This is a genomic window from Mediterraneibacter sp., assembly GCF_030825015.1.
Lineage (GTDB): Bacteria > Bacillota > Clostridia > Lachnospirales > Lachnospiraceae > Mediterraneibacter.
Genome location: NZ_JAPJQP010000002.1, coordinates 67,381 through 83,415, shown reverse-complemented (window position 1 = coordinate 83,415; position 16,035 = coordinate 67,381). Strand labels below are relative to the sequence as shown.

Annotated in this window: 13 protein-coding genes; all 13 read right to left on the bottom strand. The window is 44.1% G+C overall.

Annotation, left to right across the window (positions count from 1 at the left end; translation table 11 throughout):
- On the bottom strand, positions 1-120 hold a 120-nt coding region (locus RCH61_RS09840; RefSeq protein WP_306479800.1), incomplete at its 3' end, for a zinc-ribbon domain-containing protein.
- A gap of 122 nt (positions 121-242) precedes the next feature.
- Positions 243-863: an ECF transporter S component gene (locus tag RCH61_RS02050; RefSeq protein ID WP_306479752.1), complete on the bottom strand. Its 621-nt coding sequence runs from the start codon at positions 861-863 to the stop codon at positions 243-245.
- Between the two features lie 99 nt (positions 864-962).
- Complete coding sequence (locus RCH61_RS02045) at positions 963-3,671, bottom strand: translation factor GTPase family protein (protein ID WP_306479751.1); 2,709 nt, start codon at positions 3,669-3,671, stop codon at positions 963-965.
- 102 nt (positions 3,672-3,773) lie between these two features.
- Entirely contained in the window at positions 3,774-4,196 is a 423-nt protein-coding gene (locus tag RCH61_RS02040) for a bacteriohemerythrin (RefSeq protein WP_306479750.1), read from the bottom strand.
- Between the two features lie 25 nt (positions 4,197-4,221).
- Entirely contained in the window at positions 4,222-5,058 is an 837-nt protein-coding gene (nudC, locus tag RCH61_RS02035; RefSeq protein WP_306479749.1) for an NAD(+) diphosphatase, read from the bottom strand.
- A 47-nt stretch (positions 5,059-5,105) separates the two neighbouring features.
- Complete coding sequence (gene smpB / locus RCH61_RS02030; RefSeq protein WP_306479748.1) at positions 5,106-5,570, bottom strand: SsrA-binding protein SmpB; 465 nt, start codon at positions 5,568-5,570, stop codon at positions 5,106-5,108.
- A gap of 18 nt (positions 5,571-5,588) precedes the next feature.
- Positions 5,589-7,862, bottom strand: a complete 2,274-nt coding sequence (rnr, locus tag RCH61_RS02025) for a ribonuclease R (RefSeq protein ID WP_306479747.1) — start codon at positions 7,860-7,862, stop codon at positions 5,589-5,591.
- 100 nt (positions 7,863-7,962) lie between these two features.
- On the bottom strand, positions 7,963-8,205 hold the full coding sequence (gene secG, locus RCH61_RS02020) for a preprotein translocase subunit SecG (RefSeq protein ID WP_306479746.1): 243 nt from the start codon (positions 8,203-8,205) through the stop codon (positions 7,963-7,965).
- Between the two features lie 394 nt (positions 8,206-8,599).
- Complete coding sequence (gene nifJ / locus RCH61_RS02015; RefSeq protein WP_306479745.1) at positions 8,600-12,145, bottom strand: pyruvate:ferredoxin (flavodoxin) oxidoreductase; 3,546 nt, start codon at positions 12,143-12,145, stop codon at positions 8,600-8,602.
- A 126-nt stretch (positions 12,146-12,271) separates the two neighbouring features.
- Positions 12,272-13,138 (bottom strand): prolipoprotein diacylglyceryl transferase, encoded by an 867-nt coding sequence (lgt, locus tag RCH61_RS02010; RefSeq protein WP_306479744.1) that lies wholly within the window; start codon positions 13,136-13,138, stop codon positions 12,272-12,274.
- 156 nt (positions 13,139-13,294) lie between these two features.
- Entirely contained in the window at positions 13,295-14,392 is a 1,098-nt protein-coding gene (gene ychF / locus RCH61_RS02005; RefSeq protein ID WP_178006502.1) for a redox-regulated ATPase YchF, read from the bottom strand.
- Between the two features lie 334 nt (positions 14,393-14,726).
- Complete coding sequence (locus RCH61_RS02000) at positions 14,727-15,380, bottom strand: thiamine diphosphokinase (RefSeq protein WP_178006503.1); 654 nt, start codon at positions 15,378-15,380, stop codon at positions 14,727-14,729.
- Complete coding sequence (rpe, locus tag RCH61_RS01995) at positions 15,373-16,035, bottom strand: ribulose-phosphate 3-epimerase (RefSeq protein ID WP_178006504.1); 663 nt, start codon at positions 16,033-16,035, stop codon at positions 15,373-15,375. Before rpe ends, RCH61_RS02000 begins: the two co-directional genes overlap by 8 nt.

The window sequence follows — 16,035 nt, the reverse complement described above, 5'->3', positions numbered from 1 at the left end:
CTCTTCTGCCTGCATCGGCTGTACCGGTTCTGTTTTTTCTGCTTCCGGCTGCTGTGCTCCACAATGCGGACAGAACTTCGCGCCGTCCGGAATTTCCTGATAGCATTTAATACAATTCATTTCCCTACCTCGCTCTCATAATTTTCTTATTACTGTGTTTCAATTATAATACCATTGATAGGGGCGAAAAGTCACCAAAAAAATTCATTTTTTTGCTTTTTTCATAATTTATCCATATTTCTTTAAGCCGTCTTCGTTTCTGTCTTTTTTACTTTTGCGCCCTGAATCATTCCAGATCTCAAAAGCACCGGGCGAAGCGCATTATATAAAACGCCTGCAAGGATCACAGAGATTACTGCGTTGACAAATGTTGTCGCCGCGCTCCACTTTGCAAGGATCTCTGCCATCTGCTGCGGCTGTCCCATAATATATTGTTTATAGAAATATCCTACCACAGGATCTGCGATCACATTGAATCCGAGTCCGGCGATTGAAGCGATCATGCTCCATCGGAAAATGTATTTCTTATCCGTACTTTCATTTATCTTCGCAATCCGGTGTGCCACCAGTCCAACGATCAGTCCGATACAGAGCTTTAACACAAATGTCTTCGGCGCTCCTGTAATATAAACCGGATCAAGAATATCCGCAAATCCCATTCCGATCGCTCCCGCAAGTCCGCCATACCATCCGCCTAAGATCAATGCCGCCAAGACGCAAAATGCATTACCTACATGGAAGGAAGTTGCATCTCCTCCCGGAAGAACGATCTTGAACTGAAGGAATTGAAATGATACAAAACAAAGCGCCGCCATAAGCGCTGTTTGAGCAATCTTAACTACTGTTTCATTCTTTTTTGTCATATCCCTACCTGCTTTCCTGAACATTTTTCTGCTCAATATTTTTGATACAGGTATATTAGCATCAGACTGGTTGTATTAAAACATCCAGTTATGTCATTTTTATACAGTCCACTTTTTATTCTCTGAACCAAGCCGCACCCGTTCCATCTCTTCCGCAATCTCTTTTTCAAGATAATCAAACAAATAGTTCCGCTGCATTTCTTCTTTTTTCGGATAGTCATCCTTCATCTGCTCAAGCGCACATTCAATCTCTTCTTCCAATCCTGCCGCCGACATCCGCCGCGCTCCCTGCCCCATAATGATGACCTGCTCAAGCGCATCCGATGTCGCAACGATCACATCATGCTCTTTCGCGATCTGCCGCACGGTTTTTTCGATATAGTGATCTGCCGTCTCCGCTTCCTTTGTATAAACTACATGGATATTATGATATTTGAGAACTTCTCCCGGATTACCTTCCACTTTATAAGCATCAAACACAAGGATCAGCTCGCACTGCTTATACCCCTGATAATTACATAAAATATCCGCAAGTTTTCCCCGAGCCGCAGCCAGATCAATCTTCGAAAGCTGCTTTAAGGAATCCCATGCAAAAATAATATTATATCCGTCCACAAGCAGATATTCTTTCCGATTCTTTTTCTTGTTTTCCGTTTTACCATGGTAAGAAGCTGTTTTTCCTGCCGTCACTGTCACAGATGACGTTCTTTTCTTATTTTTTGCCGGATCAGGCGTCCGAACATAGATTGCATCCAGTTCTTCCTGAGTCAGTTCGATCGCCCTTCTCTTTGGACGAAACTTTTCGAGAATCTCCGTATCTTCCTCCTGTCTTTCTTCCGCGCCGCCTACATGCATATGGGCATCTGCCTCATACCACGGTATGATCGTTCCCGCCCCATGAGAGCAAAATACAGAATCCGCCGTATTTTCCACGTCAGCATCTGCATCGTATCCGATCTGTCTGATTACTTCTTCTGTATTATGACAGATATCATATCCTTTTAAAGTACAGAACAATCTTCCGAATCCGCCTGTATACGCCGTAAACTCTTTCTGATATCCGTTCATTTCCGCAGCCGGAACGCTCCCGGTAAGAACTGCCATGCCGTCCTCTGTCTTTGGTCCGTCAAACGTTCCGCTCATCCGTTTTATATCCGTCATTGCCTTTCCGACATTTTCCATAGGAAGTTCCATGCGGAATTCGTAATATGGCTCCAGCAGAACACTTTCGGCTTTCCGAAGTCCCTGACGAACCGCCCGGTAAGTCGCCTGACGAAAATCACCGCCTTCTGTATGTTTCTTATGAGCCTTTCCTGACAGAAGGGTAATACGAACGTCCGTAAGGGCAGATCCGGTCAGAACTCCTTTGTGCTCCCGCTCTTCCAAATGTGTCAATATAAGCCTTTGATAATTTCGGTCTAACACATCCTCGGAACAATCTGCCGCAAACTGCATGCCTGAACCGCGCTCTGCCGGCTCTAACCTTAAATGTACTTCTGCATAATGACGGAGCGGTTCAAAATGCCCAGCCCCTTCGGTCACATTTTGAATTGTTTCTTTATAAACGATCCTTCCTTCTCCAAACTGAATGAGAACGCCGAACCGATCTTTGACGATCTTCTGTAAAACTTCCGTCTGAACCTCCCCCATAAGCCGGATATGGATCTCCGATGTCTCCTCAGTTTTGACAACATGCAGTTCCGGATCTTCCTCTTCAAGACAGCGCAGATTCTGAAACATTTTATGTACATCACAACCGTCGGGAAGTTCAATCCGATATGTCATAACAGGTTCTAATACCGGAAGCGCCGATGCCGGCTGTATTCCAAGCCCCTGCCCCGGATAAGTTCCTTCAAGTCCGGTAACCGCACAGACTTCTCCAGCTCCGGCTGTTTGGACAAGTTCATATTTATCGCCGGAATACTTTCGGATCTGATTCACCTTTCCCGTACATGTCCCTTCTGCTGCCGCAGGAACGTCTTTCACACGCAGTTCCCCTCCTGTCACCTTCAGGTAAGTCAGACGATTCTTTTGTGAATCACGGGCGATCTTATACACTTTTGCCCCAAATTCCGGCAAAGGTTCTGTCGATGGAGCATATTCACACAGACCGGAAAGTAATTCTTCAATCCCTTCCGCTTTCAGCGCAGAGCCAAACCAGCAGGGGAAGACTTTTCTCGCTGCGATTGCCTTCCTCACAGTCTCTCTTTTGATCTTTCCTTCTGCCAAATATTCTTCAAGCATCTCTTCATCACACATGGCAAGGCTTTCTATCTTCACCTCGGACTGCATATCCATATCAATACAGCCATCGCCGAACCGTCTTTTTAATTCTGCCAGAAGTTTTTCTTTGTCCGCTTCCTGCCGATCCATTTTATTTACAAAGATCATGGTCGGAATGCGGTACTGCTTCAGAAGTCTCCAAAGCGTCACTGTGTGCGCCTGTATCCCGTCAGCAGCGCTGATCACAAGCACCGCACAGTCCAGCACTTGCAAAACCCGCTCCATCTCTGCCGAAAAATCTACATGCCCGGGCGTATCAAGGATCGTAATGACCTTGTCGTTCCACCGAAGTTCTGCCTGCTTTGAGAAGATCGTAATTCCGCGTTCTCTTTCCGTTTCATAATGATCCAAAAACGTATCCCCATGATCAACGCGCCCCATATTCCGAATCTGTCCGCTCAAATAAAGCATCCCTTCCGACAATGTTGTCTTACCTGCGTCCACATGTGCCAGCAGACCGACGCTGATATGCTTTGTTGCTCTTGGTTTTAATTTATTTCCTTTATTCTCAGACGTATTTTCCATGAAAATACCCCTTTCTGTGATTTTTAATACAAAAATTATCATATCACAGAAAGGGGTATAAGTCGAACATCAAACGTTTCTCTCTTTTTCTCTTGCTTTTTTCTACAGTCTCTCGCTGCTTTCATTCATAAATTTGTACTCTGCTACCGAACGGTCGAAGCCTTTGATATGTCTGTACAGCCATTCGATAACATTTTTATTTACCTGCTCTACGAACGCCTCTGACGGACCTTCTTCCTCCTCAAGCATATTGTAGAGATCTTTCACAACTGCGCGCAGCTTGTCATGCTCTTTTTTATGCTCTGTCAATGCCGGATAATCGATTGATTCCTGAAGCTTTTCTTCCTCGCCAAAATGAAACTCTGTATAATCAGCAAGATAGTCAAGGGTTTTTACCGCTACAACTTTTTCTTTGCTCGTCTCGCAGCTGTCAAGAAGCTTGTTGATCTTCTCAATCAATTCTTTGTGCTGTGTGTCGATCATTTCATTTCCTGTTACCAAACTTTCATCAAATTCTGCTCTCATCGTTTCATTCTCCTTTTCTTTTTGACTATTGTTTTCCATTTTTAAACTGCAGGATCATTTCATTCGTAAGGCTGTCCCGCGATGGTTCTACCGGAATCTCTTCCCTCTCAAACCATTCTGCCATTGCCAGTTCCTCTCTGTCAAGTGTGATTGTATCATTCCCGTCAAGATCACAGTAAAATCCCATAAGAAGCGTATCACTAAATGCCCATGGCTGGCTTTTGTAATAACGGATATTCTTCACTTTCAGACCGACTTCTTCCATAACTTCCCGGGCAACCGTCTGTTCCACTGTCTCCCCGATCTCAGAAAATCCTGCAAGAAGCGCGTATTTTTTATATGTACGACCTGCATACTTTGACATCAAAATACGATTATGATCTGTCACGCCGATAATAACCGCCGGACAGATTTTCGGAAACTCCATGTTATTGCATGCTTCGCAGTACAGCATCCTCTCTTTTTCCCCGTGTTTCATCCGTTTTCCACATCTGCCGCAATATTTCCGGTTCTTATACCAGTTATAAAGCTGATATCCCGTAATTCCGGCAAATGCATAATGCTGCGGTTCTGCCGTCCTGAAAATCTCAGTATTCTCCATTCGAAAATCCGAAAGAAGCTCTCTGCTGATCCCATCCGCCAGATAATAGCGCTCTTCATCTACCGAAAACAAATAGGTACTTTCTTCATAAATTTCCCCGTTCAACCGTTCCAAATCCGAAAAACGAGGAAACGCAATCCCTTCCTCCGACACTTTCATCAAAACTGCATGATCTTCATAATACAATACGATGCTGTCTTTATCCGGAGGAAGCGGTCTGTATTGATTATCTAAATGGTGCGGTTCAATATCCTGTATCATAACATCCCTTCCCCTGCGCCGCAGCGCTTTTGCCTGCTCTTGCGGCATTATAAATTTCTGATCTTAAATTCTCTCTGTGCTTCCCTCTTCTGATCTTTTTTGGCAATATCGTCTCTCTTGTCATATAATTTCTTTCCTTTTGCCATTCCAATCTCAAGTTTCACAAGACTTCCTTTAAAATATACCTGCAGGGGAACAAGTGTGATCCCCTGCTCTTTCATCTTCCCGAAAATCTTCTCGATCTCCCTTTTGTGAAGAAGAAGTTTTCTTACTCTAAGCGGATCTTTATTAAATATATTTCCTTTTTCATAAGGCGGAATGTGCATCCCGTAAATATACATCTCCCCGGACTCCACTCTGATAAATGCTTCTTTTATACTGCATTTCCCCATGCGCAGAGATTTGACCTCTGTTCCATGCAGGACAATCCCTGCCTCATATTTTTCAAGAATAAAATAGTCATGATACGCTTTTTTATTGTTGGCGATCATCCTGACTTCTGACTTTGCCATAACCCTTTCTTCTCCTGCCTAAAAATCTACAATATCTGATCCTCTATAGCTGCCTGCCTCTCTATCATCCCGCTTCTGTTCATTGGCTTCACAGAGGATCCGAAAATTCACAGTCCTTTGTAGCTTATCCGCATCCGTCACACACACGCGAACCTTCTGTCCCGGCTTATATGACTTGCCTGTATGTTCGCCGACCAGCTCGTAACTTTCTTCGTAAAACTCATAATGATCATCCCACATATCCGCGACATGTGCAAGTCCTTCTACCGTATTTTCCAATTCAATATAAGCGCCCCATTTCGTAACGCTGGAAATAACACCTTCAAACTCTTCCCCGATATAATTCTGCATATACTCCGCTTTTTTCATTTTCACGACTTCTCGCTCAGCTTCTTCTGCCCGCCGCTCCCGGTCGCTGCACTGCGCCGCGACCGGCTGCAAGATCTCCGAATAATGTTCCGCCCTGTTTTCATCGAATCTTCCGCGCAGATTTTCTTTGATGATACGATGGATCTGAAGATCGGGATATCTTCGGATCGGTGATGTGAAATGTGTATAATATTTTGCGGCAAGTCCAAAATGACCTGTATTTTCCGTTGTATAACGCGCCTGTTTCATAGACCGCAGCGTAAGTCTGCTGATCAAATCTTCCTCGGGTGTTCCCTCTATTTTCGAAAGAAGCTTTTGAATCTCTTTCGGACGGATCTCATTTCCCACATGGATATGGTAGCCGAAATTATTGACAAAAGCAGAAAGCTGTCTGATCCGATCCTCATCCGGTGACTCGTGCGTCCTGTAAAGGAACGGGATCTCACGCCAAAAGAACTCTTCCGCCACCGTCTCATTTGCCATAAGCATAAAATCTTCGATAATCTCTGTCGCCGGATTGCGATCGTACGGTTTGATCTCAATCGGTTTTCCGCTCTCATCCAGGAGAATCTTCGTCTCTGGAAAATCAAAATCAATAGCACCCCGTTTTCCACGCTTTTCCCGAATGACTTCGGATAATTCCTTCATAAGAAGAATCATCGGAACAAATTCTTCCTGCTCACGAAGCGCCTCTTCTTCCTGTGCCAGCACAGCAGAGACTCCATTGTAGCTCATCCTTTTATCTACACAGATGACAGACTCTGCGATCTCATGAGAAATCATTTCCCCGTCAGGCGAAATTGTCATGATACAAGACAGAGCAAGTCTGTCTTCCCCTGCATTAAGAGAGCAGATCCCATTCGATAACACATGCGGAAGCATGGGGATCACGCGATCTGCCAGATAAACGCTTGTCCCGCGTTCCAAAGCTTCTCTGTCAAGAGCGCTTCTTTCCTGAACATAGTTCGTTACATCCGCAATGTGTACGCCAAGCACATAATTCTCCCCGTCCCGCTCTACAGATACCGCGTCGTCCAAATCTTTCGCATCTTCACTGTCGATGGTTACCATTCTCACATCCGTAAGATCTTTTCTCCCTGCACGATCTGCTTCACTTACAGGTTTGCCGACTCTGACTGCCTGATTCAAAACCCGCTCCGGAAACTCCGTCTTAATTCCAAGATCCATGACGATGGACAGAATATCTGTGCCGGGGTCATTCACATGACCAATAATCTCCGAAACTCTTCCTTCAGGCTTCATATGCTCTCCGCCGTAAGATGTCATTTCCACAACTACCTTATTCCCTGTCACAGCTCCCATCTCACGCCCCGCAGGGATATAGATATCATTGACATATCTCTTGTTATCCGGTCTTACAAACCCGAAACTTTTGCACTTTTCATACAAACCAACAATATGAGTCACCCCGTGGGAAAGGATATTGACGATCTTGCCTTCCTTCCGCTTTCCTGTCGGTGCAGATGTTACAATATACTCTACCACATCTCCCTGAAACGCATTTCCGAGACATTCCTCAGGAATGAAAATGTCATCTCCTCCGTCTTTCGGAGTAACAAATCCGAATCCCCTCGCATTTGCCTGAAACGTTCCTTCCAAATGCTCTGCATGTCCGCATGTATACTTGCCTCTCTTTGAGATCGTAATCTTGCCTTCTTCTACAAGGGCATCAAGAATGTCTCTCAACTGCTGTCTCTGCTCCCCCGGGATCTGAAGAACCACGGCAATTTCCTTGATCTTCATAGGCACATACAGATCATCTTTCATAAAATCCAAGATCACTTTTTTTCGTTTTTCAAATTGATGATCATTTTCTTTCGGGAAATCTTTCCTCCCATACATTCTGCTGCGATCATCATAGTTTCCTTTTTTTCTTCCTCTGCCGCCGTTTGTTTTCCGCATTTTACCCTCCGCGCCGCAATAAAAGTAAAAGCACCCTATATTTGTATAGAGTGCTCATAATCATTATTATCTTCCGCTGCTTTTCTTATACTATTCTGCATTAGTTAAAAATATTAAGGTTCAGTACAATCGCCAGTACCATAAACAGAACTGCAACAACTCTTGTTGCTTTCACGAGCGTGCCTTCCATAGAACGACCTTTATTATGTCCCCAATATGTATCCGCCGCTCCGCTGATCGTTCCGAGTCCTGCGGACTTACCTTCCTGCAAAAGAATAATACAAGCTAATGCAATGCAATCTATAACAAAAATAATCGTTAATACTGTTTTCAAAATATCCATTTCTTATACCTCCTGAAATAAACCAAAATTATTTTATCACAGTTAGCATTTATTTGCAAGACTTTTATTGCGTTCATTTGTCTTACCTTCATTTGTCTTAAATAAGTCCTAAACGAGTACATTGCTCGCATCATCACAAGCTGTGGATTCAACGATGCAAATTATTTATAAAAACATTCAAGAATATAAAAGCGCACAGACGAAAAGGCAAACTTCTTCTCTTTCTTTTTAAATCACCAGAAGAGCCAAAAGGCACATTCCGGGATTGCAAACGGTCGCCATTGCAAAAAACAGCAGGATAAAGACTTTCATCCCTATCCTGCCATTTGAGAACGACTGATTTTTCAATCGTCTTTTTTATTTACAAAACATCCTGTCTCTGCCTGAACAACATTTAGTCTTCTGCTTTGTATACATCTACAAGTTTTTTCAGATAAGCATATCTTTCCATAGCTTCCTGCTCATTGATTGCGAACAGTTTTTCTGCTTTCGCCGGATTTGCTCTCTTGAGGGCATTGTAACGTACTTCGCCGTCAAGGAATGCCTGATAATCTTCTTTCTTCGGCTCTTTGCTGTCAAGGAAGAATTTATCGCCTTCTGCACCCGGATTGAAGCGGAAGTTATTCCAGTATCCACATTCTACCGCAAGCTGTTCCTCTGTCTGAGCTTTGCTCATACCTTTCTTGATTCCGTGGTTGATACACGGTGCATAAGCAATGATCAATGACGGTCCCGGATAAGCCTCTGCCTCTGTGATTGCTTTCACTGTCTGGTTGAAGTCAGCTCCCATAGCGATCTGTGCTACATATACATAGCCATAGCTCATTGCCATTCCTGCGAGATCTTTCTTCTTCGTCTCTTTACCGCCTGCAGCAAACTGTGCCGTAGCACCTGTCTTCGTTGCTTTCGAAGACTGTCCGCCTGTATTAGAGTAAACTTCTGTATCAAATACCATGATGTTAATATCTTTGCCGCTTGCAAGAACATGGTCTACACCGCCGTATCCGATATCGTAAGCCCATCCGTCTCCTCCGAATACCCACTGGGATTTCTTAGCGAGGAAATCTTTGTTTTTCAAAAGTTCTGCTTTTTCTGCACGATCACATCCGCAAGCTTCAAGAGCCGCAACAAGTTTATCTGTTGCTGTTCCGTTTGTTGCTCCACATGTATATGTGTCAAGGTATTCCTGTGCAGCAGCCTTAACATCTTCATTTTCTGCATCTGCCGCAAGTTTCTCAACAAGACCTTTCAGTCTGTTTCTGATCGTGTTCTGTGCAAGAAGCATACCATATCCAAACTCTGCGTTGTCTTCAAACAATGAGTTGCTCCATGCCGGTCCTCTTCCTTCCGGTGTTACCGTGTACGGTGTGGACGGTGAAGAGTTACCCCAAATAGAAGAACATCCTGTTGCGTTTGCGATATACATTCTGTCTCCGAAAAGCTGTGTGATCAGTTTTGCGTACGGTGTCTCTCCACATCCAGCACAAGCTCCTGAGAACTCAAGAAGCGGCTGTTTGAACTGGCTTCCTTTTACTGTTGTCTCTTTATATTTAGCGACAACTTCCGGTTTCACCGGAATCTCTCTTCCGTAATCGAAGAATGCCTGTTTGCCTGCGTTCTCTTCCATGTTGCCCATAACGAGAGCTTTCTCACCCTTCTTGCCCGGGCAGACATTTGCACAAGAACCACATCCTGTACAGTCATAAGCGGATACTGTGATGGAGAACTTCATACCCGGCATACCGATCATCGGAATAGACTGCATTCCTTCCGGTGCATTTGCAGTTTCTTCTTCTGTCAGCGCTACCGGACGGATAACAGCATGAGGACATACATATGCACAGCGGTTACACTGGATACAGTTATCCGGCTGCCAGATCGGAATATCAACTGCGATACCACGTTTCTCATATGCGGAAGATCCTGACGGAGTAGATCCGTCTGCATAATCCGTAAATGCGGATACCGGAAGTGAATTTCCTTCCTGAGCGTTTACTTTTGTCTGAATATTTTTAACGAAATCAATTACATCTTTTCTTCCGTTCTCATCAATGTGCGGTACGGCAAGACCTTCGTCTGCTGCATCTTTCCAGCTTTCCGGAACTTCGATCTCTACGACCTGTTTTGCTCCTGCATCGATCGCATCATAGTTCATCTGAACGATCTTATCACCTTTTCTGCCGTATGTTGCTTTCGCTGCGGCTTTCATCAGGCTGATTGCTTCCTCTTCAGGAATAATCTCTGCAAGTTTAAAGAATGCAGACTGGAGCACTGTGTTGATACGTCCGCCAAGTCCGATCTCTTTACCAATCTTGATTCCATCGATCGTATAGAGCTTAATGTTATGGTTTGCGATATAAGCTTTTACCTGTCCCGGAAGATGTTTCTCAAGACCTTCCATATCCCACGGGCAGTTCAAAAGGAATGTTCCGCCGTCAACAAGCTCCTGTACCATGTTGTACTTGTCCACATAAGACGGGTTGTGACATGCTACGAAGTTCGCCTGATGGATCAGGTATGTTGATTTGATCGGTGATTTTCCGAAACGCAGGTGAGACATTGTAACACCGCCTGATTTCTTAGAATCATAGTCAAAATATGCCTGAGCATACATATCTGTATTGTCACCGATGATCTTGATCGAGTTCTTGTTCGCTCCGACTGTACCGTCTGCTCCGAGTCCCCAGAACTTACAGTTGATCGTTCCTTCCGGTGTTGTAACGAGCGGCTCGTCTGCTTTCAGAGAAAGATTTGTCACATCGTCAACGATACCGAGCGTAAATTTTGCTTTTTCATCGTTGTGATATACTGCAACGATCTGTGCCGGTGTTGTATCTTTGGAACCAAGTCCATAACGTCCTGTATAGATCGGAACTGCATCAAACTTCGATCCTTTTAATGCTGCAACAACATCAAGATAAAGCGGCTCACCGAGAGCTCCCGGCTCTTTTGTTCTGTCAAGAACAGAAATCTTCTTAACGGAATCCGGAATTGTATCAATCAATGCTTCTGCACTGAACGGTCTGTAAAGACGAACTTTTACAACTCCGACTTTTTCTCCGGCTGCTGTCAGATAGTCAATCGTTTCTTCAATCGTATCACATACAGAACCCATTGCAACAATTACATGCTCTGCATCCTCTGCTCCATAGTAATTGAACAGTTTATAGTTCGTTCCGATCTTCTCATTTACTTTGTCCATGTAATTCTGAACAATTCCTGGAAGCGCATCGTAATACGGGTTACATGCTTCTCTTGCCTGGAAGAAGATGTCCGGGTTCTGTGCAGAACCTCTCTGACACGGATGATTCGGGTTCAATGCGTGAGCGCGGAACTCATCGATCGCGTCCATGTTCACCATATCTTTCAGATCTTCATAATCCCATGTCTCGATCTTCTGGATCTCATGAGAAGTACGGAATCCGTCAAAGAAGTTGATAAACGGAAGCTTTCCTTCAAGAGCCGCACAGTGAGCAACCGGTGTCAGGTCCATAACTTCCTGTACGCTTGATTCACAAAGCATCGCTGCGCCAGTCTGACGACATGCATATACGTCGGAGTGATCTCCGAAGATAGAAAGCGCATGGCTTGCAAGTGCACGGGCAGATACGTTAAACACGCCCGGAAGCTGCTCACCTGCCACTTTATATAAGTTCGGAATCATCAAAAGCAATCCCTGAGATGCTGTAAATGTCGTTGTCAGCGCTCCTGCTGCCAAAGATCCGTGCACAGCTCCTGCCGCACCTGCCTCAGACTGCATCTCTGTAACTTCTACGGTCGTTCCGAAGATATTTTCTCTGCCTTCTGTCGCCCATTCGTCAACATGCTCCGGCATAACGGATGACGGTGTGATCGGGTAGATCGCTGCAACTTCTGTGTATGCGTAAGATACATGAGCGGCTGCCTGATTGCCATCCATAGTCTTCATTTTTCTTGCCATTTTTTTGCTCCTCCTTAAGTTTTACATTGAATAAAATAAATTTTCCACATGTGTCCTCATTATATCGCCAAAATCGTCAAAAGTCTATAGAGGGCAGTTTGTTTTTTGTTTATTTTTAAGCACATATTACAACTCCGCACTCTTCTTATGCTTTTTCCGCAGATAAATAAGAGCCGTTCCGGTACCTGCTACGATCAATCCTGCAAGAAGCTGGGATACAGCAATTCCAACTCCCGGAAGTAAAAGCTGATCTGTCCTCAACCCTTCGATCCATAATCTTCCAAGTCCGTAGCCAAACAAATATAACAAAAACAACTCTCCTTCGTATTTTTTATGCTTCCGATAAGCAAACAAAATAATCAGCAATACCATGCACCAAAGGGATTCATAGAGAAATGTCGGATGTACCTGAATATAGCTGACTCCGTCTATTCTCTCCATGTGCAGGCGCATCTGCTCTGTCACATCTGAAGAACGCACCGCGTCTAGCGGAAGCCGCATTGCGAACAGACTGTCCGTATACTCGCCAAATGCTTCCCTGTTGAAAAAATTTCCCCATCGTCCAAGCATCTGTCCGTTTAAGATTGCCAGTGCAACTGTATCGAAGATCACAAAAGGAGACAAGTGTTTCCAGCGTGCAAGGACAAATACTGCGATAACCGCGCCGATCACTCCGCCATAGATCGCCAGTCCTCCTTCCCTGAGATTAAAAATATCCAACAGATTATCTTTATACATATCCCACGAAAAGATCACATAATACAGCCTTGCTCCGATAATTCCGACCACAACGCCGATAATCCCCATATCAAGATAATCTTCCGGATTCTGCCCTGTCCGCTTTGCCTCGCGGGCAACAATCCAAAATCCAAGCAAAATCGCTGTTCCGATGATGATTCCATAATACGCAATTTCAATGCCGAATACGTCGATACTCTTTCCGACATTTTTAAGATAAATTCCCGAATTGGGAAAACTGATCTCTGTATGCATAAATGATGCCGCTCCTTTTCATTTTTATTTGATAGAATAAAAGTGTGCTTCTCACTCCCCCGCGCTGTAAGAAGCGGAAATAAAAAACGGATACAAGACGGCAAAGAAGCGTGTCTGCACGGTTCCATGCCGTCTGTATCCATCGCTGAACTGTTTTTATACGTTGAATCGAAACAGCATTATATCGCCGTCCTGCACAACATATTCTTTTCCTTCCAGTCTTACAAGCCCTTTCTCTTTCGCAGCCGCATGAGTTCCGCATGCCATAAGATCATCATAGCTGACAACTTCCGCACGGATAAATCCGCGCTCAAAATCTGTATGGATCTTTCCTGCTGCCTGAGGCGCTTTTGTGCCTTTTTTGATCGTCCACGCACGAACTTCCGGTTCTCCTGCCGTCAGGTAACTGATCAACCCGAGGAGATGATAACTTGCACGGATCAATTTCTCAAGTCCTGACTCTTTTAATCCTAATTCTTCAAGGAACATTGCCTTTTCATCATCATCAAGCTGAGAAATCTCTTCTTCGATTTCTGCGCATACAACAAACACTTCGCAGTCTTCGCTTGCCGCGTACTCTCGAACCGCTTTCACTCCTTCGTTATTTGCACCGTCATCTGCGAGATCATCTTCAGATACATTTGCCGCAAAAATAACAGGTTTTGCCGTCAGGAGGTTATAACTTGCAAGCCACTCCTGCTCGTCCTCATCATCTGTCGCAAAGCTTTTCGCCATTTTATTATCTTCCAGATGCGCTTTCACGCGATTTAAAAGATCAAGTTCTTTCGCCGCTGTTTTATCATTACGGGAAAGTTTAACTGTCTTTGCAATCCGTCGTTCCAAAATCTCCAGATCTGAAAAGATCAGTTCCAAATTGATCGTCTCAATATCTCTGATTGGATCAATGCTTCCGTCTACATGAACAATATTTGTATTTTCAAAACAACGGACAACATGAACGATTGCATCCACTTCTCTTATATTTGCAAGGAACTGATTGCCGAGACCTTCGCCTTTTGACGCGCCTTTTACAAGTCCTGCAATGTCAACAAACTCGATTGCGGCAGGAATGATTTTTTTCGTATGATACATCTCTCCGAGTACATCAAGACGTTTGTCCGGCACTGTTACGACTCCCACGTTCGGATCGATCGTACAGAACGGATAATTGGCAGATTCTGCCCCTGCTTTTGTCAGTGAATTAAACAGTGTACTTTTTCCTACGTTCGGCAAACCGACGATTCCTAATTTCATATTTATCTTTCCCTATCTGAAAACCCTTGATTTTATAAGGTTTTCACCCTTCTTATGATTTCTTTACGCCCTTTTTACGCCTTTTAATTTAATCGGCGGCGCAGCTTGTTGAACTTACGCGTCCTAAAAATCTTGGAACACATTTTTTTAACTTCTTTTATAAAAAAAGAGTCCAACGCAAATATAAAGTATAGCATAAGGACTCCTTCTTTTCAATCTTAACAGGCAAACATTTCAGCCTGCAATTTCACTAGAATTTCACTTCTATCCTTGCGCCGGTCATTCCCTTTTAAGATTATCCGAACAAAAACGCAGTTCCTCTTCATACAGGAGGCTAATCTCTCGTTTCCATCAAGATCACCTTACCATACACAAATGAAATTTCCACTTCATCTTCGGCAAATTCATTACTCACGCACAGACTGTCGCTCGGTTTCAGGAAATGATTCGTAAGAGGATATTTCGCGCCCACAATATTAAAGCTGTCAACAGGTTGTTCTAACGGGAACAGAGAAAAGTACGGGCCGAAAGCTTCTTCTTTTTTCAATGTAATGCTTTGATCAAGAAGTCTTATTTTATTATGGGCATCCATAATACATGCATCCGCTCCCGCTTCCACAGCAATCTGCAGACATTGCACATTTGCCCAAAGATGATCGATCCTGTTTCCGGTCGCACCTAGAATCACAATCTTTTTTCGGTTCAATCCGATGCAAAGGCGCAGCGCAATCTCTGTATCAGACGCATCTTTTACAGGATTAAATTCCCTTACCGGCACATCCAGTTCTTCTTTATAGTAATCGACAAGCTTTCTCGGAACACTGTCAAAATCACCTACGATATAATCCGGTTTTATTTCATTGTCGTACAAAAACACAAGTCCTCTGTCCACACCGATAATAAATTCCGTATCTTCACTTTTTAAAATTGAGAGGGCAAAATCCTTTTCCAGCATCCCGCCGCTCACGATTACAGTCTGCTTACTCATGACTTTTCAATATCTCCATAAATCTCTTCGTATTTTCCGCAATATTCCCTTTGAAAACTCCCGAACCGGAAACGATAATATTCGCCCCTGCATCCAGAACTTCTCCCACATTTTCGCAATAAATACCGCCGTCCACTTCGATATCCGTCTTCAATCCCCGCTCCTCAAGCAGAGAGCGCAGCTCTCTGATCTTATCAAGAGATTCCGGAATAAACGCCTGTCCGCCGAATCCCGGTTCAACACTCATAATAAGAAACATATCCGCAAGTTCCAAATACGGGATCAGTTCCTTCACTGGAGTTGCCGGCTTAATCGTGATTCCCGCTTTCACGCCGCTTGCATGTATTTCATCCAGCGTTGCTTTCAAATCTTCACATGCCTCAAAATGAACAGTAATGATATCTGCTCCGCATTTCGCAAACTCTTTTACATACCGGATCGGTTCTGTCACCATAAGATGTACGTCAAGCGCCTGTTTTACCGCGCCTTTTAACGAAGACAGTACCGGCATACCGAATGAAATGCTCGGTACGAAAATTCCGTCCATCACATCAAAATGTATATATTTTGCACCTGCTTTTTCTGTCTGTTCGATCTGTTCTCCCAACACTTTAAAATCAGCCGAAAGAATCGACGGGGCAAGAATATTCTCCAT